Genomic DNA, 21,638 nt, shown 5'->3' with positions numbered 1-21,638 from the left:
CCGCTCCGGTCTCACCGACGACTTCGTCGGCGCAGTCATCGAGTGGCAATCGGGGCGCGACTTCTTGAGCGCGGCGTCGGTGGGACGGCAACCGGTGTGGATCACGGTCGGCGGGAGTCTTCCCCGCCCTGCGATAGACCTGCGGTGCATGGCCAGTCCAGCGCCGGAACGTTCGGACGAAGCTCGGCGGTTCGGCTCAGGCGAAGCGCTGGGTGACCTGCCGGGTGGTCATGTCGGTCCCGATCAGCTCCTCCGCCAGGATCTGCCGGACCTGCGCAGCAGCACGTCCCACACCGCGCCCGCGACACCCGCGCGGGACCGTCGGCGGTCGAGCAGCTCACGACACATGACGTGATTGTCGGGCCTGGGGGGGGTGACGTCGGTTCGTAGCGACAGGAAGACGGACGCGTCAATTTCCTTGACGCCGGGCACGCGGCAGCGTGACCGTGCCCTGTCCACCTGCAGCCAGGCGACCGGGGAGCTGTCCGGGCCTCCTCCCTCATCCGCTACCGCGGTCCGTCCCCGGCCGTGGAGTCGGCATCCGAAACATCTTCAACCGAGACTCACCGGTCACGGTTCCTGATGAGGGGGGATCGGCAGACCGTGGCTACCTCGACCCGCGGCCAGTAGAAAAGGGAGTGAGTCCCGTCGAGCCCTTCGTGGCCGGTTCAGTCGGCAGAGTCCTGTCCGACAGTTTTGCCAGCCAGCCCTCCGGTCCTCGGCGCTGGTGATCGGTGCTGGCGCGATGCAGTCGGCCTGACTACGCAGATCAGTGCCCGGCCCGGATCGAGGCGTGCAGCAAGCCCGGGTCCTCAGTGCGCCAGGACTCCGCCCTCTTCCCTGGAACAGCAATCACCGCCCCGGCCGCTCCCGCCCGGGAAAGGCATGCGACAGCCAAGGAACCCTGCTTGGACGATCAGACAGGCACCGTACTGACGCACAGAACCGGGCCGGCCTCCGCTACGGACGTGTATCAAATCTCCAGCTGCCAGAAGCTGCTGCTGACAGTGACGATGCCGATCTGTGCTCGCCCTGCCTCCCCCACAGCCACTTCCCATCCGCCCGAGACAGGCGCCAGGACCGACAAGGAGACCTGACAGCATGACCGCCACCCGGCTCGATCCGCATGTGGACGTACGCACTCTTCCCGACGCCCTGCGGCTGCGCAGCGAGAAGCAGCCCGATGACACGGCTTACGTCTTCTTACACAGCGGCGAGGAACCACACGAGTCCCTCACCTACCGCGAACTGCACGAGGCCGCCCGGACAAGGGCTGCCGGATTCGCCGCCGCAGGGCTCTCCGGCCGCAGCGCCGTACTGCTGTACCCCTCGGGCCTGGAGTTCGTACAAACGCTGCTGGGGTGCATGTACGGACGTGTGGCCAGCGCCCCCGTGCAGGTCCCACGTCACAGCGACGAGGTCCTGCGGTTACGCCGGATCGCCGACGACTCCGGCTCGTCGACCGTCCTGACCACGGCCGAGGCCATCCGCGACCTGCGGGAGCGTTTCGGTGACCTGCCTGCGTTGGCCGGACTCACCCTGGTGGCCACTGACAGCGTGGACCTGGCCGACGAACCGCGAGCACCCGACGGGGACTATGGCACACCTACACCACCGGCACCCGGGGACATCGCGCTACTGCAATACACATCCGGCTCCACCGGGGACCCCAAGGGGGTCGTCGTCAGCCACGCCAACTTCCTCGCTAACGTCGCCGAGACTGACGAACTGTGGCCCTGCGAGCCGCACGGCACAGTGGTGAACTGGCTGCCGCTCTTCCACGACATGGGGATGCTCTTCGGGATCGTGATGCCACTGTGGGCCGGCATCCCCTCGTATCTGATGACTCCCGACGCCTTCATTCGCCGCCCGGCCCGCTGGCTGGAGGCCATGGCCCGGTTCGGCGGCACGCACGCCGCCGCGCCCAGTTTTGCCTACGAACTGTGCGCGCGGGCCGCGGCGGAAGGCAAGATGAGTGGCGTGGGCGACCTGTCACGCTGGCGGGTGGCCGTCAACGGTGCCGAGCCGGTGCGCTGGAGCACGATTCGGTCCTTCACCGAAGCGTTCGCACCCTACGGCTTCGACTCCCGCGCCATGTGCCCCGGTTACGGTCTGGCCGAGAACACCCTCAAGGTCACCGGTACCCGTGACGACCGCGAACCCGGCGTCCTGTGGCTTTCCGCCGACGCCCTGCGCGACGGTGTCGCCGAACTCGTCGCCGAGTCGGCCGAAGGGGCCGTTCCCGTGGTGAGCAGCGGCGCCACGGTCGCGGGTACCCAGGTAAGGATCGTGGAGTCCGTGATCCGGCAGGACCTGGCGGACCCTTGGATCGGCGAGATCTGGGTCTCCGGTCCCTGCGTGGTAGGCGGTTATCTGGGCCGGCCCGAGGCGAGCGAGAACACCTTCCGCGCACGCCTCGCCGACGACGGCTCCGGCACCACCTATCTGCGTACCGGCGACCTCGGTTTCCTGTACGACGGTGAACTGTATGTCACCGGACGGCTGAAGGACGTCATCATCCGCAAAGGCCGCAACCACTACCCGCAGGACATCGAACTGTCGGCCGAGCGCGCCGTACCAGGCCTGCGGCCGAACTGCGCGGCCGCCTTCTCATTCGACGACGGCGAACGCGAACGGCTGGTGGTGGTTGTCGAGACCGACGGCCGCGTCTTGAACTCCGTGGGCGCCGAGGACGTGCGTCGACGCGTCCACCACGCTGTACGGGAGACACACCGGATCACCCCGGACGACGTCCTCGTCGTCCGGCGCGGTGCGCTGCCGAAGACCTCAAGCGGCAAGGTACAGCGCCGCGCCTGTATGAATGCTTACCGGAAGAGCAAGTTGAGGACCGTGAGCGAACCGGCGACGTCCGCCATCGGAGGGGAGCTGTGATGGCCCGTCTCCGTACGCCCGATAGCCGCCCCGGATCACGCATTCTCGGCGTCGGCGCGTACCGGCCGATACGCGTGGTGGGCAACGACGAGATCTGCGAACGCATCGGATCCAGCGACGAGTGGATCCGCCGGCGTTCCGGTATCGTCTCCCGGCGCTTTGCGGGTTCCGACGAGACCGTCATCACCATGGCGGTGGAGGCGGCCGATAAGGCGATGGCCCGGGCCGGCGTCCACCCGAGCGACGTGGGCATGGTGCTGCTGGCAAGCATGTCCTTCCTCGAACAGGCCCCGGCCGCTGCACCCCGTGTGGCCCATCAGATGGGCGCCCGCTCCGCCGGCAGCCTGGACGTCGTCGCCGCGTGCTCGGGGTTCTGCTACGCCCTCGGACTGGCCGACTCGCTGGTGCGCTCTGGCGACGTCTGCAACGTCGTGGTGATCGGATCGGAGAAGATGAGCGACATCGTCGATCCTGGGGACCGCGGCACGACGTTCCTGTTCGGCGACGGCGCCGGAGCGGTCGTGGTGGGCCCCTCCGACACACCGGGCATCGGGCCGGTGGTGTGGGGCTCCGACGGCGAACGGCACCACATGATCGCCCATGACCGTACCTGGCTGGCCACCAGAGACACACCCGGTCCGTGGCCGACACTGCGGATGGCAGGCCCGGAGGTCTTTCGCTGGGCGAGCCGTGCCGTGCCGGCGATTTCCCGGCAAGCGGTGGAGCAGGCGGGTATTGGCATCGCCGATCTCGCCGCTTTCGTTCCCCACCAGGCGAACGCCCGCATCATCGACACCGCCGCCACGTCCCTGGGCCTCGCCCCACACACCGTCGTGGCCCGGGATGTCGTCACGGCTGGCAACACCTCGGCCGCGTCAATCCCACTGGCCCTGGACGAACTGTTGTCCAGAGGCACGCTGTCTAGCGGCGACCCGGCACTACTGGTCGGCTTCGGCGCCGGACTGGCCCACGCGGCCCAGGTAGTGGCGTTGCCCTGACCTCGACGCCCGGCCGGCGCCACACACCGACACCCGGTTCCCCGAACCTCGATGTCGCATACGAGTCTCGCGGGCACGGCGCTGGCCGGGCCCGCGGTCGGCGCACCACTGGAGGGACAGCGCAAGCAATTGGAGGACATCGACCCGTCGTGGTGTCCGGCCTGGCCGGTAGAGCGGCAGCGTGTTCTCCACCTAACCCGGCTACACCTTGAGGCCAGCGGTGAGCTGCCGATGGAGCCGGGCGGGGGACAGTACATCGTTCGGGTCTTCCAGGATTTCTGTAAGCGCCGGTCGTCCGGGGGCTTCAGCTGAGCAGTGTCGTCGTCGCTTGAACCTTGGTTCTGGATCACTTTCCGTTCCGGGGCCACGAAGGGTTACCGTAAACGCGATCATGAGGGGCCGTCACACAACCGGCAGGAGACGTTTTGCGGATCAGACGACCACAGCCAGAGCGGGAGCGGTTCGCCGCCAGGCGGGTGGTCGACCTCCAGGCTTGATAAACGTGCCCTTGATGACAAGGAGTTCACCGGTGCGGTCGACCTACGCGGAGCGGGTGGTCAGGCGAGGAGGGATGCGACCCCAGGCCATCGTGCGGGCTGTGCCATATCTGTCGGTGACCTGCATGGTTGCCGCGTCCGGCTCGCCCCAGGTATCCGGTTTGGCGAAGCGGAACTCCGTGCCGTGCTTACGGGGGTCGTCCGCCCTGCGGCGGAGACATCCACGGGGCCGGGATCGGCTTGCGCATGCCCCGATTCGAATGCGTCTGGCCGAGATGCTCCACCGGCAAGCCGGCCAAGAGGTGGGACATGCGCGGGGCGTCGTATCCGGCGTCGAAGACGATGAGGATGCGCGGTCGCCGAAGTGCCAGCGGCCCATGTCGATGAGGTCCTCGACCACTCGTCGGACCTAGGGTCCGTCTTCAAACGGATCTTGCCCAGAGTAGGAATGAGGCGAGATTGACCGCTGCTTCGTAGGAAGTGGCGGTCTTCTCGTATCGAGTGGCGATGCCGCGGAAGCCCTTGAGACGGTTGAAGCAGCGCTCAACGACGTTGCGGCGACGGTAGAGATGCCGGTCGAATGCCGGTGGTCGGCCGCCGTGACGTCCGCGGTTGTGACGGTGCCGTCGCTGGTCGGTCTTCTCCGGGATGGTGTGTGCGATGCCGCGTTTGCGCAGGTAGGCGCGGAAGCCGCGGGAGCTGTAGGCCTTGTCCGCGATGACCTGGTCGGGCCTGCAGCGTGGTCGTCCGACGCCGGTTCGCGGGACGTGGATGCGTTCGAGGAGCGGGCGTGCGCAGATGCTGTCGTGCCGTTGGCCGGGTGTCAGCAGGATGGCGAGGGGCCGGCCGCGGCCGTCGCAAGCGAGGTGAATTTTGGTGGTCAGTCCGCCTCGGGATCGGCCGAGGGCGTGATCGTCCGGTTCGTCCTGCCGGTGGTTCCCCCTTTTCGGCCGGTGGCAGCAGCGTGCTGGTGGGCACGGACGATGGTGGAGTCGATCTGGACCAACCAGTCGATGTCGCCGGCCGCGTCCGCTTCGGCTTGGACCTGCTGAAGCGCTCGGGCGAACACGCCGTCCAGGGCGTAGCGGCGGAACCGGGTGTAGACCGTCTTCCACGGCCCGTAGCGTTCCGGCAGGTCACGCCAGGAGATACCGGTGCGGATCTTGTAGACCATCCCGTTGATGACCTGGCGGTCCGACACACGCGGACGTCCCGTGGCGGCCCGCGGTATCAGTGGAGCAAGTAACTCCCATTCCGCATCCGTGAGTTCATGGCGGCGTATCACCCCACCATGATCCACCACCTCAGTGATCTTTGAAGACGGACCCTAGTTCTAGGGTCCGTCTTCAAACGGATCTTGCCCAGAGTAGGAATGAGGCGAGATTGACCGCTGCTTCGTAGGAAGTGGCGGTCTTCTCGTATCGAGTGGCGATGCCGCGGAAGCCCTTGAGACGGTTGAAGCAGCGCTCAACGACGTTGCGGCGACGGTAGAGATGCCGGTCGAATGCCGGTGGTCGGCCGCCGTGACGTCCGCGGTTGTGACGGTGCCGTCGCTGGTCGGTCTTCTCCGGGATGGTGTGTGCGATGCCGCGTTTGCGCAGGTAGGCGCGGAAGCCGCGGGAGCTGTAGGCCTTGTCCGCGATGACCTGGTCGGGCCTGCAGCGTGGTCGTCCGACGCCGGTTCGCGGGACGTGGATGCGTTCGAGGAGCGGGCGTGCGCAGATGCTGTCGTGCCGTTGGCCGGGTGTCAGCAGGATGGCGAGGGGCCGGCCGCGGCCGTCGCAAGCGAGGTGAATTTGGTGGTCAGTCCGCCTCGGGATCGGCCGAGGGCGTGATCGTCCGGTTCGTCCTGCCGGTGGTTCCCCCTTTTCGGCCGGTGGCAGCAGCGTGCTGGTGGGCACGGACGATGGTGGAGTCGATCTGGACCAACCAGTCGATGTCGCCGGCCGCGTCCGCTTCGGCTTGGACCTGCTGAAGCGCTCGGGCGAACACGCCGTCCAGGGCGTAGCGGCGGAACCGGGTGTAGACCGTCTTCCACGGCCCGTAGCGTTCCGGCAGGTCACGCCAGGAGATACCGGTGCGGATCTTGTAGACCATCCCGTTGATGACCTGGCGGTCCGACACACGCGGACGTCCCGTGGCGGCCCGCGGTATCAGTGGAGCAAGTAACTCCCATTCCGCATCCGTGAGTTCATGGCGGCGTATCACCCCACCATGATCCACCACCTCAGTGATCTTTGAAGACGGACCCTAGTCGGTAGTGACCTCGGCGACGTCGTCCTCGGGACCGAGGCGGACCGTGTCCAGCAGCTGGCATCAAGACGTGTGGCTTGCCTCCAGGGCGGCGACGAAGGAGTACGGCCAGCCCAGGGTTCATCTGATCGCTGGAGCGGCCGTTACGGCCGTAGACGTGGCAGAACAGGCGGGTCGGGCTGGTTGGCGCGTCGGGCGGAGCCAGTTGCTGATGTCGACGGTGAGGACCAGGCGCCCGTCGGCGGCCTGCGGCACGGGCAGACCGGCTGGCGCCTGCCGCAACCGGGGTACATCCGCCTTTCCCCGGTTCAACGCCTTGTACGTCGCGCCGTGCTCGCGCCGGTGCTCAGCCACCAGTGTCAGATTTACCGGCGCCTTCTCCAGACCGTCGGCACACAGCAACGTGTCCACAAGCTTGGGCAGTTCCTCCCCGTGCGTGGTCCGGCGGTCGAATAACTGATCGTTTCAGAATGATGTTCGGAGGCGGCGCAAGCAGATGATGCTGCAGGCGAGTTGGAGCAGGCCGAGGTGGAGGTCGGCCCGTATCTCGTAGCGGGTCCGTAGCCGTTTGAACTGATGGAGCCAGGCGAAGGTCCGCTCCACCACCCAGCGAGTCTTTCCCAGGCCGGAGCCGTGCGTGGTGCCTCTGCGGGCGATCTTCGGTGTGATGCCGCGAGCCCGGAGGAGACGACGGTACTTGTCGTAGTCGTAGCCCCGGTCGGCGAACAGGCGTCTGGGCCGCCGACGGGGGCGGCCACGGGCCCCGCGGATGTGCGGGATCGCGTCCCGCAGTGGCATCAACTGCGTGCCGTCATGCCGGTTTCCGCCGGTCAGGGACCGCAAGAGGTGTCCCGTTCCGGTCGGTGATCAGGTGGTGCTTGCTTCCCGGACGGGCCCGGTCGACCGGCGAAGGTCCGGTGTGAGCCCCCCTTTGAGGACCCGGATGTGTGAGCCGTCGACCGCCGCGTCGTCCATCTCCAGCAGGCCCGCCCGGCGCAGGTCGGCCAGCAGGACCTCGTGCAGACGCGGCCAGACGCCGGCCTCGGTCCAGTCCCGCAGCCGCCGCCAGGCCGTCACGCCGCTGCAGCCGATCCGCTCCGTGGGCACATCGGCCCAGCTCACACCTTTGCGCAGTACGTAGACGATGCCGCGCAGGGCAGCCCGGTCATCCACCGGCAGCCGTCCCGGATACCGGCGCCGACGCGGCGGACGAGGAGGGAGCAACGGGGCCACACGGTCCCACAGGTCATCAGGCACAAGATCATCCGGCACCCGCAGAAGTCTGCTGTTGGCTCAGCCCACAACCAAGCTCATTCTGAAATGATCAGTAAGTCGTTCCGGAAGCGTGACGCCTTCGCGCACGCTTCCCTCCGCGACCGGTGTCTGGCAGCAGACTCACCTTCACGACCTGCGTCTTGGTTGGTGCGCCTTGGCCGGTGCGCGTGATCAGGCGCAGGCTGCCCCGGCGTCCGGCGAACGCCCAGGTGAGCGGGCAAGTTCGAGGTCCGTTTCGACCTCAGGCCATGAATGACAAGCTGAGGGCGGGCTGCATGGATGCGCAGGTCCGGCGCAAAAGTGCGGGCAGTTCGCCCGGTGTGCAGTCGGGCAGCCATTCGTCCAGAGTGCACCGCCAGGCTGCCACGAAGAACTCGACGAGGAGCCGCAGCTCGAGACGACTGTGTCCGCAGAGACGGCGCACGATCTCGGCCTGGGTTTCGGCACAGTGCCGCAGCGTGTACCCGTCGAGTGCGGGCGAGTCGGCGATCATTCGGAGCGTGAGCGGGAAGCGTCGGCACCAGTCCTCATCCATGCGCTCCAGAGTGGTCAGCATAGCTTCGAGGAAGACATCGGCCAGCGGCCCGGACTTCTTGATGCCGTCCAAGACTTCCAGGTAAACGTCCCAGAGCTGCGTGACGGCGGTGAGTGCCACGTCCTCCTTGGAGCGGAAGTTCCGGAAGAAGGTACGCCGGGAGACCTCCACCTCCTCCAGCAGCGCGTCCAGCGGAGTGCTGTCGAATCCGCGATCGCCGAAGAGCGTGACGGCAGTGTCGACCAATGCCTGGCGAGTACGGAGCTTCTTGCGTTCGCGCAGACTGGCGGGCTGTTCGGAGGTGGTCACCGTGAGCACTTTACCAAACACGCCAAGATCGCGCATATGCTCTCCTCAGGCAAACACCACACTGTGGCACTTCGTGAAGGGATCCTCTCGTGCGCGCACTCGTCGTCGACCACACCTGCCCCGGGCACCTGACACTGACGGATATCCCCGCCCCGCGGCCCGCCGCCCACGAGGCGCTCGTGCGGGTCGAGTCCGTATCGCTGAACTTCGGTGAGGTCCATGAAGCGACCCGTCCACAGACGCCGGGCGGCACCGTGCTCGGCTGGGACGCAGCTGGCGTGGTCGTCCAGGCGGCCGCCGACGGCTCCGGCCCGGCCGAGGGAGAGAGCGTCGTCACCCTGGGCGAGGCCGGCTGGGCCGAGCAGCGAGCCGTACCCGCCGCCCGGCTCGGCACCGCACCGAAGGACGCCGACCCCGGCGCACTGAGCACCGTCCCCGTCGCCGGACTGAGCGCCCTGCACGTGCTGCGCCGGATGGGATCGCTACTCGGTCGCCGCGTGATGGTCACCGGTGCTTCCGGTGGCGTCGGCCGATACGCCGTCCAGTTGGCCGCCCGTGCGGGCGCGCACGTCGTCGCCATCAGCCGGAACCCCGCCCAGGCGGACGGACTGCGGGCCCTGGGCGCCCACGAGGTCCACCCCGAGCCGGCCGCCGTACGGCAGCCCGTGTCCGCCGTTCTCGACAACGTCGGCGGACAGTACCTCGTCGATGCCTTCGCCACCCTGTCGGCCGGAGGCATCCTCTACAGCGTGGGCCGCTCCTCCGAGGCCAACGTGGTGCTGTCACCTGATGCCCTGCTGGGCGACGGAGGACGGCACGACCGGTCGATCCGCACCTTCTTCCTCCTCGGCGACCCCACTACCGACTTCTCCGCCGATCTGACCTGGCTGGCCGGAGAGATCGGCGCAGGCCGCCTCGATCCGGGCATCAGCTGGCGCGGCCCCTGGACTCGCCACTCCGAGGCAGTACAGGCTCTACTCGACCGGCGCCTCCACGGCAAAGCCGTTCTCGATCTCGAGTAGCCGGCCGGATTCGACACCGTCACGACCTCCGTCGGCACCGCACAACGCCGACGGAGGTTGAAGAACTTCCCAATGACGATGGCAAGTCGCCGCCGTGACGGTCGGTAGAACCTCGTAACACTCTCCATCTCGGATCATGGTCGCCAAAACGTTGGCTCGTCGATCGGCCAGAGCGAGCAGGGCCGGCTTGTGCCCTTCCTCCCGTTCCGCTTAACTGGCTCTAACAAAAGCTGCTGATCATGAGGCTGTCGGCCTCTCTGCTCGTATGTCTGGGCATGGGAAACCGTCAGTCGCGGCCGTGGATCGTGTCGGATGAACTGTGGACGCTGGTCGAGCCGTTGTTGCCGAAGCCGGGTCCGAAGAAGGCCGAGGGCAGACCGCGGGTGCCGGACCGCCAGGCCCTGTGCGGGATCCTCTTCGTCCTGCACACCGGTATCCAGTGGGAGTACCTGCCCCAGGAACTCGGCTTCGGCTCGGGCATGACCTGCTGGCGGCGCCTGGCGGCCTGGAACGAGGCCGGCGTCTGGGACCAGCTCCACCAGCTGCTGCTGAACGAGCTGCGGTCGAAGAACCAGCTGGACTGGGAACGGGCGGTGATCGACTCCTCGCACGTGCGGGCCGCCCGACGGGGCCCAAAGCGGGCCGAGCCCGGCCGGCCGCGCACGCCCGGGCAGCAAGCACCACCTCATCGTCGACGGCCAGGGCATCCCGCTCGCGGTGTCCCTGACCGGCGGCAACCGCAACGACGTCACCCAACTCGAGCCGCTGCTCGACAAGATTCCCGCCGTCGCGGGCCAGGTCGGCAGACCCCGCCGACGCCCCGACGCACTCCTGGCCGACCGCGGCTACGACCACGACAAATACCGCCGCCTGCTCTGGCAGCGAGGGATCCGCCCCGTGATCGCGAAGAGAGGCGAGCCGCACGGCACTGGCCTGGGCACCTTCCGCTACGTCGTCGAGCGAACGATCGCCTGGCTCCACGGCTTCCGCCGCCTGCGCATCCGCTGGGAACGACGCGACGACATCCACGAGGCCTTCCTCGGCCTCGCCGTCTGCCTGATCACCCACCGCCACGTCCAACGCCTTTGTTAGGACCTCTAACTGCCTGTTCTCTATCCGCTCGCGCGGTCGGGCAGGTTCGAACGGGGTCCTGGTTCGGGTGAGTTGTCCGGGGCGGGTGCATGAAGGAAGGGCCTCTTGGTAGCTCGCGGATGTCGAGTCCAGCGAGAAGCAAGAGGCCCTGTTGTCGAAGTGTCGCGTGGTCGTGGTCGCCGAGTCCAGTTCGTCCACTCGTGGGTGTGACTGCCTCGCCCACAGGTTCGGGAACGCAGTCGACCGGCCGCAGCGCCGGCCTCGATACGGCTCGGACATGAGCGATGCCGAGTGGGCCGTGGTGAGGGATCTGCTGCCGGTTCCGGGCTGGCTTTCGGGCTGTGGCGGGCGTCCGGAGGGCTACTGCCACCGGCAGATGATCGACGCAGTGCGCTACCTCGTCGACAACGGCATCAAGTGGAGGGCGATGCCCGCGGACTTCCCGCCCTGGCCGCGCGTCTACGCCTTCTTCGCCCGCTGGCGGGACACGGGACTGGTCACCGAGCTGCACGACCGGCTGCGGGAAGCCGTCCGCGCCGGTGAAGGCCGCGGCGCCGACCCGAGCGCGGGGGTCGTGGACTCGCAGTCGGTGAAGGCAGACGCCACTGTCACCTTCGGCTCACGGGGCTTCGACGCGGGCAAGAAGATCAATGGTCGCAAGCGGCACCTGCTCACCGACACGCTCGGACTTCTCCTAGAGGTTGTCCCGTAACCGGTGGTGCTGCTGGTGCGTTGGTCGGGCATGGGTGGGGTGATCTCAGCAGATGATCCGAAGTGGATCGAGCCGTTTGCGGGTCTGACCGAGGTGCAGTTTGCGAGGCTGGTGGCACTGGTACGGCGCCGAGGTGGCGACGTTCAGCGTGGCCGGCCATGGCGGCTGTCGCTCGAAGACCGGGTGTTGCTGGTGGCGACGTACTGGCGCACGAACCTCACGTTGCGGCAGGTGGCGCCGTTGTTCGGAGTCTCGAAGTCCGCTGCCGACCGCATCTTGGACCATCTCGCACCGCTGCTGGCCATCTCGCCCGCGCGGCGGCCGCGCAAGGACACCGTCTACATCGTCGACGGCACTCTGGTGCCCACCCGCGACCGCAGTGTCGCCGCGTCCAGCAAGAACTACCGGTACTCGACCAATCTGCAGGTCGTCATCGACGCCAACAGCCGCCTGGTCGTGGCCATCGGTCTCCCGCTGCCCGGCAGCCGCAACGACTGCCGGGCCTTCACCGAGTCCGGCATCGATCGGGCCTGCCGCGGCGCCCCGACCCTTGCCGACGGCGGCTACCAAGGCACCGGCCTCCTGATCCCGCACCGCAAACGACGAGGCCAGAGCCACCTCAGCCCCTCGCAGGAGGCAGAGAACGCCGTCCATCGCCGGGCACGAGCGCGCGTGGAACACGCCCTGTCGCGGTTGAAGAACTGGAAGATCCTGCGGGACTGCCGACTCAAGGGCGACGGAGTTCACCAGGCCATGCTCGGCATCGCCCGACTGCACAACCTGGCCCTCACTGGATAACTCACACTCCATACGGGACAACCTCTAGCCGTCCTGGTCACACCGGCCTCCGTGACCGACCGGGACGGCGCCCGGTCCCTTCTGCCAGCGGCGGCCGGCCGTTTCCGGCGGCTGGCCCGGGTCTGGGCCGATGGCGGCTACACCGGCCACCTCACCGACTGGACCAGCCAGCACCTCGGGCTCGTCCTCGACATCGTCCGCCGCAGTGAGGACGTCCGGGGCTTCCAGGCCCTTCCCCGCCGCTGGGTCGTCGAACGGTCCTTTGCGTGGTTTCTGCGCAGCCGCCGCCTGGTCAGGGACTACGAACGCCGCCCCGACACGAGCGAAGCCGTCATCCGCTGGTCGATGATCGCCCTGATGAGCCGCCGCCTGGCCGCACGATCTCGTCGGCCTGCAGTCCTGACGGCAGGGTGAACCTCCCGGGCCTCGTCTCCACCAGCCAGCCCCGTTCCACCAGCCTCTTCAGCCGTGCTCTCGCACCCTCGACGCGTGAGGCCGAGGCACTGTCCCAGCCAAGCACCACGGCCGCCCGCCGGGCACCCAGCCCGTCGATCCCGGCCTCGGCCGCGGCTGCCATCACCGCCTGGTAGTCCACCGACAGGTCTTCGACCCCGGCCGCGTTCTGTCGATGCGGCACCGCACGGCGCGGGCCCACCGGCGTCCTCGGCGACGGGACAACGACTGTCTCGGCCGGCTGTTCCTCCTCGGCGAGCGCTTCCAGATACTGCTCGAGGCCGATCGTCCGAAGCTTGAGAACCTCCTCGGCATCCGCCAAGTCTGCCCGCACCCGCTTCAGTTCGGCTTCGAGCTCATCCACCCGCACGGCAGCGGCCTTCCGCCGCGTTTCCAGGACCGCACGCATCGACGGCATCCGCCACCCCCACCGACTCGATCAGCAACGAGTCGAGGCTCCCGCCACAGCCGCAATCTCATGCCTGACCAGCGGAATCTGCACACGGCATTCGGAAAGAGAACGGCCTCTAAGACCGTGTCCTACATGGTCAGTTTGAGGAGTCGTTTGTAGCAGCACAGTGCTGCGGCGAGGCCGAGAAAGGCCAGGTAGTTGCGGGGTTTCCGTTCGTAGCGAGGGCTGAGTCTGCGGTAGCCGGACAGCCAGGAGATGGTCCGTTCGATCACCCATCGGCGCCGACCCAATCGTTCGCTGGACTCGATGCCCTTGCGGGCGATACGCACTCCGATCCGCTTGCCGCGGAGCCATTTCCGCAGTTCAGGGATGTCGTAGGCCTTGTCGGCATGGAGGCGTTGGGGTTTGAAGTGGCGGCCGCGATAGGGGTCGTGTTTCGTTTGGTGACCCGCCACCATGGGCTTCAGGCTTTGGCTGTCGTGGACGTTGGCGGCCGAGACGCCGACGACCAGGGGCAGTCCGTTCGCGTCCGACAGGATGTGCATCTTGGAACCCGGCTTGCTCGGACCTGTGTGTTCGCCCCTTTTTTAGCGCGCACATGAGCCGAGTCGAGGACCACACGGGAGACATCGACAAGGCCCGCGTCATCGAGCCGGTGAACGACGGCTTCATGCAAGCGCCCCCACACGCCGGCCCTCGACCAGATCATGAACCTGCGGTGTGCGGTCGACTTCGATATCCCGAAACACGGCGGCAGAGCCCGCCAGGCACATCCACTGACCAGCACATAGATGATCGCTGCGAACAGCGTCTCATCAGGCGTGTTCTGCTTCCCGCCGCCCTGCGGCCGAACCCGGACCTCCGGGATCAACGGCCTGGCGATCTCCCACAAGCCGTCCGGAACAATCCAACTCCACGTACCCCGCCCCATACGCAGCCCAACGACCAACTGACCATGTAGGACACGGTCTAAATCACAGACGCCCGTCGGGCTCTCAGTCGGCTGAGCACGCCTCCGCTGGGTGAGTAGTCGGATTCCATCCGGACCCAGTTGCCTGAGTCTCATGAGAGCTACAAACGGCGGAGAATGCGACAACCACTCCTGCCAGTGCCCTGAGCACCTACGCCTTGGCACGCCTGCTGAAAAATCGGGTCGAGTGGCTGTCCCGCCCGAAGGACCTCGGAAGCCCGCTGGCTGATCTCCGTGACCCTGCCGATCGGTCGAGTAGTACATGGCGAGACCCTTCATGACATCCTTGCGCAGCCAGGACTCCTGAGTCTCTCCTTTCAGTGGGCGTCATTGGTGGCCAGGAGCGGAATGCTCAGCTCCTGGCCAGGCTCCTGTTACGCCATCGTCTTCCTTATGTGCGGTCCTGTCTTACGCAGCCAACTGCCGACGCAAGGCCGCCGCGTCGTGGACGTTCGTCATGTGCACGAACCGACCGTCACGGATATGGTAGGTGGCGAACTCAACGATTTCGAATGAGGTTCCGGAGGGCGCCACACCCAGCCACTCCTTGGCGGGCGTGCCAGTATTCAGCAGCCGTGCAGCCAGGTGGTCGCCATCCACGGAAATCTCCTGAATCTCCCAGTGCAGGTCCGGAACCGTGTTCCCAAGGTCAGTGAGCGCTGAAACGATCAGATCAGCCGTAACGGCATCGCCGAAGTATGTGAGGTCGTCGCTGAGGAACTCGCGAACGCCGGCGAAGTCATGAGCATTGAGGGTCCCGATGTAGCGCGTGTAGAAGGCGCGCAGGTCAGTGTCTGACATGGTTCCTCGCTTGGTCGTGGTCCAGCTCCTTGCTGGTCTCACCAGCTTCACCCAGCCCGGTGCTACGATCCATAACATGTCGTCCACAGTTCTTCATCAATCGTCCAGCGTATTGACCATTGCTCCCTCCGATCCCGTGGCCGACAGGATCGGCCTCCTGCGGCCTCGGACCGAGTCCCACCCCGGCCTTCATGCCGCAGCTCCTTGGGCGGTGCAATTCGACGCCTTCGATTTTGTCAAGATCGGGTGCGCGGTTCGCGGCGCGTGCTGGCTGGTAGTGGAAGGAGATGAGCCGCTGCACCTGAAGGAAGGCGACTTCTATCTCCTGAAGTCTCCCGGCCCTCACATTCTCGCCAGTTCGCCGACCGCGACACCCCGACCCGGCCGGGAATTGTTTGAGAGGGCCTCGCAAGGCGTCGCACGGATCGGCGCCGAGGCCGACGAGGCCAACTACGTATGCATGGCGTCCCTATGGTTCGACGAGGCCAATGCTCCCCTGCTGCTGGAGATCCTTCCCTCTGTTGTGCACCTGCCGGCGACGAATCCCCTGATCCGCCAAGTCGCTTACGTCACCGAATTGTTGGGGCTCGAGGTCGAGAGCAGAGCTGTAGGACGGCCCCTCGTCCTGGACCATCTCGCACAGATCATGTTCGTTCAGATGCTCAGGGCACACGTCGCACAAACCGATCAGCCCACCGGGTGGCTAGGAGCACTCAGCCATAACGGAATCGGCGCAGCGCTACGCGCCATGCATGCCGATGTGGCCCATCGCTGGACCCTTCGCGAGCTCGCGGTTATCAGCCATCTTTCTCGGTCCGCTTTCGCAGCCAAGTTCAAGAAAGAGGTCGGCGTCGCGCCCCTGGAATACCTGATTCAGTGGCGGATGAGCCTCGCCCGTGACGCGCTTCGACGTGACACACGTTCCATCTCCGAACTGGCCTTCGCGACCGGATATGAGTCGGAGAGCGCGTTCAGCACGGCGTTTCGCCGTGTCGTAGGCGTCTCGCCGCGGCAGTTCCGCGACGGTGCACGTCGTGCTGCAGGCGCCCTCATTGAACACGAGAGCCATTTAACCTCTTATCAAGTATCAGAACAATCCGCATCAACCTCGGAATTTCCAGAGGCCGCATCTCAACAGATGATGGAACGCGTGGGTTGAGCGGAGCTCCTGATCGGGTAATCTCCTGGTGGTACGCGCGTGAAGGCAGGGCTTCCGGGGATCGACAGACCGAGCCTTCTCCACCTCGTGTCTGTGCTGGTCGGCGGCCCACTGACAACTGAGCGCACCAGTCCGCAATGAGGTCATGACCAGCTGATCCGGGCCTTGGGTCCGCGCTGCCGGCGCGTGGAGCCCAATGAGCGGGGAGCTTGGATGTCACCGCTGCGCTGGGCGGTGAAGTCGACCAGAACCTCGCGGCCGAGCTCACCGGTCTGCTCCCGCATCTGGCGGGCACCGCTCAGAAGCGGGAGCAGACCGCCCCCGTGGGAAAGCATTCGTCAGTCAGCCTGGTGCCCGATCACCTGTGCGGTGGTCTCCCGCATAACCTGCCGCAGCCACCGGTGGGCAGGGTCGCTGTCGACGCGGGGGTGCCAGGCGATGCCGTAGGGGAAGGACAGGAGTTCCTCGGGGGCCGCGGCGACACGGTAGGCGGGGTCGTCGCCGTACATCAAGGCCGCGCGCCGCGGGAGGGTGGCGATGAGCTCGGTGCCGGGCACGGCCGTCGCCGCCGCGGAGAAGTACGGCACGCGCAGGCCCATGACACGGCGTAGCCCGTGCTCGTCCAAGCGGCGTTCGACCATAGTTTGGCCGCCGGCAAGGACGGTGATGACAACGTGCGGGTACGCAGTGAAGTCGTCCAGGGTCAGCCGCTCGGCGGTGACGGGGTGGTCGTGGGACAGCAGGCAGACGAAGTCCTCCTCGAACAACGTCGCCCAGCGCAGCGAACGGGGCGCCACGACGCCGGAGACGACTAGGTCCGCGCGGCCCTGCTCGACATCGGTGAAGGAGTCATCTCCCAGTGGTGCCACGCTCAGTGAGATGCCGGGCGCGTCATGGAAGAAGCGGCGGAAGAGGGTCGGGCCGAACAGGGACGTGGCGTAGTCGGTGCAGTGGACGCGGAAGTGACCGCTCGCCGTCGCGGGGTCGAAGGCATCGCCGCGCAGCAGCGTCTCCAGGCGGGGCAGGAGGTCGGCGAGCTCCGACTGGATCTGCTGACCGCGCGGGGTCACCTCGTATCCGCGTTGGGTGCGCACCAGGAGTTCGTCGCCGAACGTCTCCCTGAGTCGTTGCAGGACACGGCTCATCGCCGACTGGCTCAAATGGAAACGGTCGGCGGCCCGCGTCACGTGTCTCTCTTCGAGCAGAACCGCCAGCGCTTCGAGCAGATTCAGGTCCGCGTTCCGCAGGTGCGACATAGCCATCCCTTACGCCGGCTCCATGCAGGTCAAGCATGACAACTTGAGTCCCGACCTCGGACGCCATTATGCACCTGCTGCATAAGCGGCATTCGCATTTTGTGTTGGACGAATGGCCACGTCGGCATCAGGCTCAGTCCCATCTCGCCGTACAGGGGTAGACGAGGAGTTGCTCACCCATGGCACAGCACAGGAGACGCGACGTACTGAAGTCGGGGGGTGTCGTAGCGGCCGCCGTGATGGTCCCCCTCGCGGGAACCGAACCGGCCGCCGCGGCGCCGGGCGCCCCGCGAGCGGCACAGCCCCGCGCGGTCGCCGACCTCACGTTGTCGGTCAACGGGACCCGGCACCGCCTTCCGGGAGTCGAGGCCCGCGTCACCCTGCTCGACGCGCTGCGCGAGCAGGCCGGGCTCACCGGTACCAAGAAGGGCTGCGACCGGGGCGAGTGCGGCGCCTGTACGGTGCTCGTCGACGGGCGGCGCGTCAAGTCGTGCCTGACCCTGGCCGTGATGCAGGAGGGCCGCTCCATCACCACCATCGAAGGACTTGCCCAGGGCGCGGAACTGCACCCCGTTCAGGAGGCATTCGTCCGCCGGGACGCCTTCCAATGCGGCATCTGCACACCAGGACAGATCATGTCGGCGGTGGCCTGCATCGAGGAGGGCCATACCGGCTCCGAGGACGAGATCCGGGAGTGGATGAGCGGCAACCTGTGTCGATGCAGCTGCTACCCGAACATCGTCGACGCGGTGGCCGACGCGGCGAAGGCGGTTCGACGATGAGGGACTTCGCCTACGCCCGCGCAGGCCGGGCCGCGGAAGCCGTGCAGCTGGTCGCCCGCAGCGCCGACGCGGCTTTCATCGCCGGCGGCACGGACCTGCTGAACCTGATGAAGGACGGCGCCGAGGACCACGACCTGGTCATCGACATCAACCACCTGCCGCTCGCCGGCATTGAGGAGTCCGGGGGCAGGCTACGCATCGGCGCCTTGGCCAAGATGGCGGACGTGGCCCTGCACCCAGTGGTGCGCAAGCGGCTGCCCGTGCTGTCCCAAGCGCTGCTCGCCAGCGCCTCCCCGCAGGTCCGCCACATGGCCTCGATCGGCGGCAACCTGCTCCAGCGCACTCGCTGCTGGTACTTCCGGGGCGAGGACTTCGCTTGCAACAAACGCGAGCCGGGAGCCGGCTGTGCCGCGCTGGAGGGCCGCAGCCGTTGGCACGCCGTCCTCGGCGGCAGCGACCACTGCATCGCCGTCCACCCCTCCGACCTCGCGGTCGCCCTGCGCGCCTTGGACGCCACGGCCCACACGCTCGGTCCGGGCGGCCCCCGGACCATTGCCATGGCCGACTTCCACCGGGAACCCGGGGCCACCCCGCATCTAGAGAACGCCCTGCGGCACGGCGAGCTGATCACGGCGGTCGAGGTGCCACTGCCTGCACCGGACACCCGTCAGCGCTACCTGAAGCTGCGGGACCGCGCCACCTTCGAATTCGCAGTCGTCTCCGTCGCCACCGTGCTGCGCATGAACGGCCAAACCGTCGAAGAGGCCCGCCTCGCCTTCGGCGGCATCGCCACCCGCCCCTGGCGCTCGCCCGAGGCCGAAGCCGCCCTGCGGGGCAAGCCGCTGACGGAACGGAACATCGCGGCGGCCGGACGCCTCCTGGTCCAAGACGCCCAGCCGCGCGAGGACAACACGTTCAAGGTCGAGCTGGTACAGCGCGCGCTCCAGGACGTGCTCGGCCGTTTCACCGGAGGTTCCCGATGAGTACCGACGTCGTCGGCCGCCCACTGTCCCGCGTCGAGTCCCGCCTGAAGGTGACAGGAGGGGCCGAGTACACCACCGACGTAAGACTTCCCCGCCTGGTCCATGCGTTCATGGCGATGAGCACCATCTCCCGCGGCCGGATCACCCGGATCGACACGCGGGCCGCCGAAGCCGTGCGCGGCGTCATCGCCGTCTATACGCACGAGACCATGCCGCGTCTACAGCAACCCACCTACCGGCCCTTCTTTAAGCCGTACATCCCCATACAGAGCCCGGACATCCACCACGCGGGACAGCCCATCGCCTTCGTCGTCGCCAAGACCCTGGAACAGGCGCAGCAAGCGGCAGAACTGATCGAAGTCGACTACGAAGAAGCGGGCGAACCCCAGGGCGAGCTGACCATGGGGGAGGCATTCCTGCCCCCCGACGGACCGGACGGCCCCAACACCTACAAGCGTGGTGACGTGGCAGTCGGCATGACCCAGGCGGACGTACGGGTCAAGGCCGAGTACACCATCCCCATGCACCACCACAACCCGATCGAGTCCCACGCCACCACGGCCGTGTGGGAGGGCTCGAAAGTGACGGTGTACGAGACCACGCAGGGTCTGGGCAACACCCAGCACGTCGTCAGTGAGGCTCTGCAGGTCCCCCTCGCCGACGTCCGCGTCGTCTGCCGCTACCTCGGCGGCGGTTTCGGCTCCAAGGGCCCTGTCTGGCCGCACACCGTGCTGGCTTGCGCCGCTGCCCGTGCGTTGGGCCGCCCCGTCAAGCTCGTGCTGTCCCGTGCGCACATGTACACCTCCAGCGGCCACCGCGCACAGACCCATCAGACGATCGAGCTCGGCGCCCACCGCGATGGCCGGATCACCGCGCTGGACCACGTCATCACCCAGCAGATCACCCGCGACGACGTCGTGCTGTTCAACAGCAGCGAGCCGATTCGCATGCTGTACGACATCCCCAACCTGTCCAACGAGCAGCATGCCGTGCGACTGGACCTGCCCACCCAGAGCTTCATGCGCTCCCCGGAAGCGTGCACCAGCCACGCCCAGGAAGCGGCGCTCGACGAACTCGCCCACGCCCTGATCATGGACCCGGTCGAGCTGCGAAAACGCAACTGGAGCAGCCGGAACATGGAGAACGGTCAGGAATGGGGCAGCAACCACCTGCGCGAATGCTACGACCGCGCCGCGTCGATGTTCGGCTGGTCCCGGCGCGACCCGCGCCCCGGCTCCATGCGCGACGGCGAGGAACTCGTCGGCTGGGGCATGGCCACGTCCGCCCACACCGCCGGCGGCCGGCCGGGCTCCGGCGCCCGTATGACCATCGGTACCGACGGCAAGGTTCTCGTCCAGGTCGGCACCCAGGACATCGGCACCGGCACATACACGATCATGACGCAGATCGCTGGTGCGGTCCTCGGGGTGCCCCTCTCCGACATCACGTTCGAACTCGGGGACAGCGCCTTCCCGCAGAGCTACACCTCCGGAGCCTCCACCACCGCACCCGGCGTCGGCAGCGCCGTCAACCGCGTGTGCACCGCCGCACGCAAGTCCGTCATCGACATGGCCGTCGCCCAACCCGGCTCACCCCTGCGCGGCGTTCCCGCCGAACGCGTGGACACCGCGGACGGCTACCTGTACGACACGGCCAACCGGCGCGCCCGAGTGAGCTACCGCTCGGTCGTCGGCCACGGCGGCAAGCCCCTCGGCTTCACGGTGGAACCCACCAACACACCGCTCGGCTACTCGGTCGGCGCCGTCTTCGTCGAAGTCCGCGTCGACCCGCTGCTCGGCCGGGTCCGGGTAACCCGCGTGGTCGGCTGCTACGACCCGGGCACCGTGCTCAATCGCAAGACCGCCCGCAGCCAGGTCCTCGGCGGCGTGATCTGGGGCATCGGCTTCACCCTCTTCGAGCACACCCTCGTCGACCCCACGACGGCCAGGATCGTCAACCCGAACCTGTCCGGCTACCTGATGCCCGTCAACGCGGACGTCCCCAACATCCAGGTGCAGTTCATCGACAAGCCCGACCCGGCCAGCGACGCCCTCGGAGCCCGCGGCTTCGGCGAAACCCCGATGACCGGCGTCACTGCGGCCATCGCCAACGCGGTCTTCCACGCCACCGGCAAGCGCGTGCGCGACCTGCCCATCACCCAGGACAAGCTGCTGTGACCGGCCACAACGGCGTCTGGAACGCCCTGTACGAGGCATGGTCAATCGGTGAGACCTCGGGGCTGGCCACCGTCGTGCGAACCTTCGGCTCGGCCCCGCGGCCCGCAGGCTCGTCGATGCTGGTCACCGCTGAGGGGCGAGTGGTGGGCTCGGTGTCGGGCGGCTACGCCGAGGGCGACGTCGTCGAGCGGGCCGCGAGACGATCCTGAACGGCACGCTCCAGCGGGCGCCGTACGGCATCAGCGACGACGACGCCTTCGGC

General features: G+C 67.3%; 19 protein-coding genes and 4 pseudogenes. 12 read left to right on the top strand and 11 right to left on the bottom strand.

Features of this window, described 5'->3' with window-relative positions; genetic code table 11:
- The first annotated feature begins 1,101 nt into the window (after positions 1 to 1,101).
- Both OIE75_RS33145 and OIE75_RS33140 read left to right on the top strand, forming a co-directional pair.
- Complete coding sequence (locus OIE75_RS33145) at positions 1,102 to 2,892, top strand: fatty acyl-AMP ligase (protein ID WP_329473149.1); 1,791 nt, start codon at positions 1,102 to 1,104, stop codon at positions 2,890 to 2,892.
- Positions 2,892 to 3,890, top strand: coding sequence for a beta-ketoacyl-ACP synthase III (locus OIE75_RS33140; RefSeq protein WP_329473148.1), 999 nt, complete (start codon positions 2,892 to 2,894; stop codon positions 3,888 to 3,890). Before OIE75_RS33145 ends, OIE75_RS33140 begins: the two co-directional genes overlap by 1 nt.
- 434 nt (positions 3,891 to 4,324) lie before the next feature.
- Here OIE75_RS33140 and OIE75_RS33135 read toward each other — a convergent pair.
- The 6 genes and pseudogenes from OIE75_RS33135 to OIE75_RS33110 all read right to left on the bottom strand — a co-directional run.
- Positions 4,325 to 4,796 (bottom strand): annotated as a pseudogene (locus OIE75_RS33135) (transposase); the annotation flags it as partial.
- Positions 4,797 to 4,809: 13 nt separating this feature from the next.
- Positions 4,810 to 5,669 (bottom strand): IS5 family transposase gene (locus OIE75_RS33130; protein ID WP_443078466.1). Its coding sequence is split into 2 segments (ribosomal slippage): positions 4,810 to 5,303 and positions 5,303 to 5,669, totalling 861 coding nucleotides; the frame shifts between segments, so codons are not numbered across the junction.
- A gap of 64 nt (positions 5,670 to 5,733) precedes the next feature.
- A pseudogene (locus OIE75_RS33125) lies at positions 5,734 to 6,592 on the bottom strand (IS5 family transposase).
- Between the two features lie 114 nt (positions 6,593 to 6,706).
- Positions 6,707 to 7,102, bottom strand: a pseudogene (locus OIE75_RS33120) (transposase); the annotation flags it as partial.
- Positions 7,103 to 7,105: 3 nt separating this feature from the next.
- A pseudogene (locus OIE75_RS33115) lies at positions 7,106 to 7,912 on the bottom strand (IS5 family transposase).
- 244 nt (positions 7,913 to 8,156) lie between these two features.
- The gene (locus OIE75_RS33110; RefSeq protein ID WP_329473147.1) at positions 8,157 to 8,795 is read right to left on the bottom strand and encodes a TetR/AcrR family transcriptional regulator; all 639 of its coding nucleotides are present in this window, start codon (positions 8,793 to 8,795) and stop codon (positions 8,157 to 8,159) included.
- A 53-nt stretch (positions 8,796 to 8,848) separates the two neighbouring features.
- On the opposite strand from OIE75_RS33110, the gene OIE75_RS33105 reads away from it, so the two are divergent.
- From OIE75_RS33105 to OIE75_RS33085, 5 genes are all read left to right on the top strand, one after another.
- Positions 8,849 to 9,781, top strand: coding sequence for a zinc-binding dehydrogenase (locus OIE75_RS33105; RefSeq protein ID WP_329473146.1), 933 nt, complete (start codon positions 8,849 to 8,851; stop codon positions 9,779 to 9,781).
- 275 nt (positions 9,782 to 10,056) lie between these two features.
- Positions 10,057 to 10,873 (top strand): IS5 family transposase gene (locus OIE75_RS33100; RefSeq protein ID WP_443078465.1). Its coding sequence is split into 2 segments (ribosomal slippage): positions 10,057 to 10,421 and positions 10,420 to 10,873, totalling 819 coding nucleotides; the frame shifts between segments, so codons are not numbered across the junction.
- Between the two features lie 277 nt (positions 10,874 to 11,150).
- Positions 11,151 to 11,585, top strand: a complete 435-nt coding sequence (locus OIE75_RS33095) for a transposase (protein WP_329473145.1) — start codon at positions 11,151 to 11,153, stop codon at positions 11,583 to 11,585.
- A gap of 30 nt (positions 11,586 to 11,615) precedes the next feature.
- The gene (locus tag OIE75_RS33090; protein WP_329474011.1) at positions 11,616 to 12,383 is read left to right on the top strand and encodes an IS5-like element IS1373 family transposase; all 768 of its coding nucleotides are present in this window, start codon (positions 11,616 to 11,618) and stop codon (positions 12,381 to 12,383) included.
- Positions 12,384 to 12,434: 51 nt separating this feature from the next.
- On the top strand, positions 12,435 to 12,797 hold the full coding sequence (locus tag OIE75_RS33085) for a transposase (RefSeq protein ID WP_329473072.1): 363 nt from the start codon (positions 12,435 to 12,437) through the stop codon (positions 12,795 to 12,797).
- Here OIE75_RS33085 and OIE75_RS33080 read toward each other — a convergent pair.
- The 3 genes from OIE75_RS33080 to OIE75_RS33070 form a co-directional block, all read right to left on the bottom strand.
- Positions 12,715 to 13,245: a hypothetical protein gene (locus OIE75_RS33080; protein WP_329473144.1), complete on the bottom strand. Its 531-nt coding sequence runs from the start codon at positions 13,243 to 13,245 to the stop codon at positions 12,715 to 12,717. The two genes, OIE75_RS33085 and OIE75_RS33080, sit on opposite strands and share 83 nt — an antisense overlap.
- Before the next feature lie 131 nt (positions 13,246 to 13,376).
- A protein-coding gene (locus tag OIE75_RS33075; protein ID WP_329474097.1) for an IS5 family transposase occupies positions 13,377 to 14,179 on the bottom strand; the annotation gives its coding sequence in 2 pieces (ribosomal slippage) (positions 13,377 to 13,831 and positions 13,831 to 14,179; 804 coding nt in all).
- A 447-nt stretch (positions 14,180 to 14,626) separates the two neighbouring features.
- Positions 14,627 to 15,019 carry an ester cyclase gene (locus OIE75_RS33070; protein ID WP_329473143.1) on the bottom strand — a complete coding sequence of 131 codons (393 nt, stop codon included), beginning with the start codon at positions 15,017 to 15,019 and terminating at the stop codon, positions 14,627 to 14,629.
- A gap of 76 nt (positions 15,020 to 15,095) precedes the next feature.
- On the opposite strand from OIE75_RS33070, the gene OIE75_RS33065 reads away from it, so the two are divergent.
- A complete protein-coding gene (locus tag OIE75_RS33065; RefSeq protein ID WP_329473142.1) occupies positions 15,096 to 16,178 on the top strand; it encodes an AraC family transcriptional regulator in 1,083 nt (360 codons plus the stop codon).
- A 143-nt stretch (positions 16,179 to 16,321) separates the two neighbouring features.
- Here OIE75_RS33065 and OIE75_RS33060 read toward each other — a convergent pair whose 3' ends face one another.
- Positions 16,322 to 16,513, bottom strand: coding sequence for a hypothetical protein (locus OIE75_RS33060; protein WP_329473141.1), 192 nt, complete (start codon positions 16,511 to 16,513; stop codon positions 16,322 to 16,324).
- Positions 16,514 to 16,516: 3 nt separating this feature from the next.
- A complete protein-coding gene (locus tag OIE75_RS33055) occupies positions 16,517 to 17,440 on the bottom strand; it encodes a LysR family transcriptional regulator (RefSeq protein WP_329473140.1) in 924 nt (307 codons plus the stop codon).
- A gap of 173 nt (positions 17,441 to 17,613) precedes the next feature.
- Between OIE75_RS33055 and OIE75_RS33050 the strand changes: the two genes are divergently transcribed.
- From OIE75_RS33050 to OIE75_RS33035, 4 genes are read left to right on the top strand one after another with little or no spacing between them, the layout of a single operon-like run.
- A complete protein-coding gene (locus OIE75_RS33050) occupies positions 17,614 to 18,216 on the top strand; it encodes a (2Fe-2S)-binding protein (protein ID WP_329473139.1) in 603 nt (200 codons plus the stop codon).
- A complete protein-coding gene (locus tag OIE75_RS33045) occupies positions 18,213 to 19,199 on the top strand; it encodes an FAD binding domain-containing protein (protein ID WP_329473138.1) in 987 nt (328 codons plus the stop codon). The genes OIE75_RS33050 and OIE75_RS33045 overlap by 4 nt, the downstream gene beginning before the upstream one ends.
- On the top strand, positions 19,196 to 21,376 hold the full coding sequence (locus OIE75_RS33040) for a xanthine dehydrogenase family protein molybdopterin-binding subunit (RefSeq protein WP_329473137.1): 2,181 nt from the start codon (positions 19,196 to 19,198) through the stop codon (positions 21,374 to 21,376). The genes OIE75_RS33045 and OIE75_RS33040 overlap by 4 nt, the downstream gene beginning before the upstream one ends.
- Positions 21,373 to 21,585: an XdhC family protein gene (locus OIE75_RS33035; RefSeq protein ID WP_329473136.1), complete on the top strand. Its 213-nt coding sequence runs from the start codon at positions 21,373 to 21,375 to the stop codon at positions 21,583 to 21,585. Before OIE75_RS33040 ends, OIE75_RS33035 begins: the two co-directional genes overlap by 4 nt.
- Positions 21,586 to 21,638: the final 53 nt, after the last annotated feature.

The sequence above is a fragment of the Streptomyces sp. NBC_01723 genome (genome assembly GCF_036246005.1).
GTDB lineage: Bacteria > Actinomycetota > Actinomycetes > Streptomycetales > Streptomycetaceae > Streptomyces.
Note: the sequence above shows the minus strand (reverse complement) of the source record. Positions and strands in the feature narration are given on the sequence as shown.

What these genes read in the sequence shown, in the direction of transcription:
- OIE75_RS33145 (WP_329473149.1), top strand. Translation starts at nt 1,102, where the DNA reads ATGACCGCCACCCGGCTCGATCCGCATGTGGACGTACGCACTCTTCCC.
- OIE75_RS33140 (WP_329473148.1), top strand. Translation starts at nt 2,892, where the DNA reads ATGGCCCGTCTCCGTACGCCCGATAGCCGCCCCGGATCACGCATTCTC.
- OIE75_RS33110 (WP_329473147.1), bottom strand. Translation starts at nt 8,795, where the DNA reads ATGCGCGATCTTGGCGTGTTTGGTAAAGTGCTCACGGTGACCACCTCC.
- OIE75_RS33095 (WP_329473145.1), top strand. Translation starts at nt 11,151, where the DNA reads ATGAGCGATGCCGAGTGGGCCGTGGTGAGGGATCTGCTGCCGGTTCCG.
- OIE75_RS33090 (WP_329474011.1), top strand. Translation starts at nt 11,616, where the DNA reads ATGGGTGGGGTGATCTCAGCAGATGATCCGAAGTGGATCGAGCCGTTT.
- OIE75_RS33080 (WP_329473144.1), bottom strand. Translation starts at nt 13,245, where the DNA reads ATGCGTGCGGTCCTGGAAACGCGGCGGAAGGCCGCTGCCGTGCGGGTG.
- OIE75_RS33070 (WP_329473143.1), bottom strand. Translation starts at nt 15,019, where the DNA reads ATGTCAGACACTGACCTGCGCGCCTTCTACACGCGCTACATCGGGACC.
- OIE75_RS33065 (WP_329473142.1), top strand. Translation starts at nt 15,096, where the DNA reads ATGTCGTCCACAGTTCTTCATCAATCGTCCAGCGTATTGACCATTGCT.
- OIE75_RS33060 (WP_329473141.1), bottom strand. Translation starts at nt 16,513, where the DNA reads ATGCTTTCCCACGGGGGCGGTCTGCTCCCGCTTCTGAGCGGTGCCCGC.
- OIE75_RS33055 (WP_329473140.1), bottom strand. Translation starts at nt 17,440, where the DNA reads ATGGCTATGTCGCACCTGCGGAACGCGGACCTGAATCTGCTCGAAGCG.
- OIE75_RS33050 (WP_329473139.1), top strand. Translation starts at nt 17,614, where the DNA reads ATGGCACAGCACAGGAGACGCGACGTACTGAAGTCGGGGGGTGTCGTA.
- OIE75_RS33045 (WP_329473138.1), top strand. Translation starts at nt 18,213, where the DNA reads ATGAGGGACTTCGCCTACGCCCGCGCAGGCCGGGCCGCGGAAGCCGTG.
- OIE75_RS33040 (WP_329473137.1), top strand. Translation starts at nt 19,196, where the DNA reads ATGAGTACCGACGTCGTCGGCCGCCCACTGTCCCGCGTCGAGTCCCGC.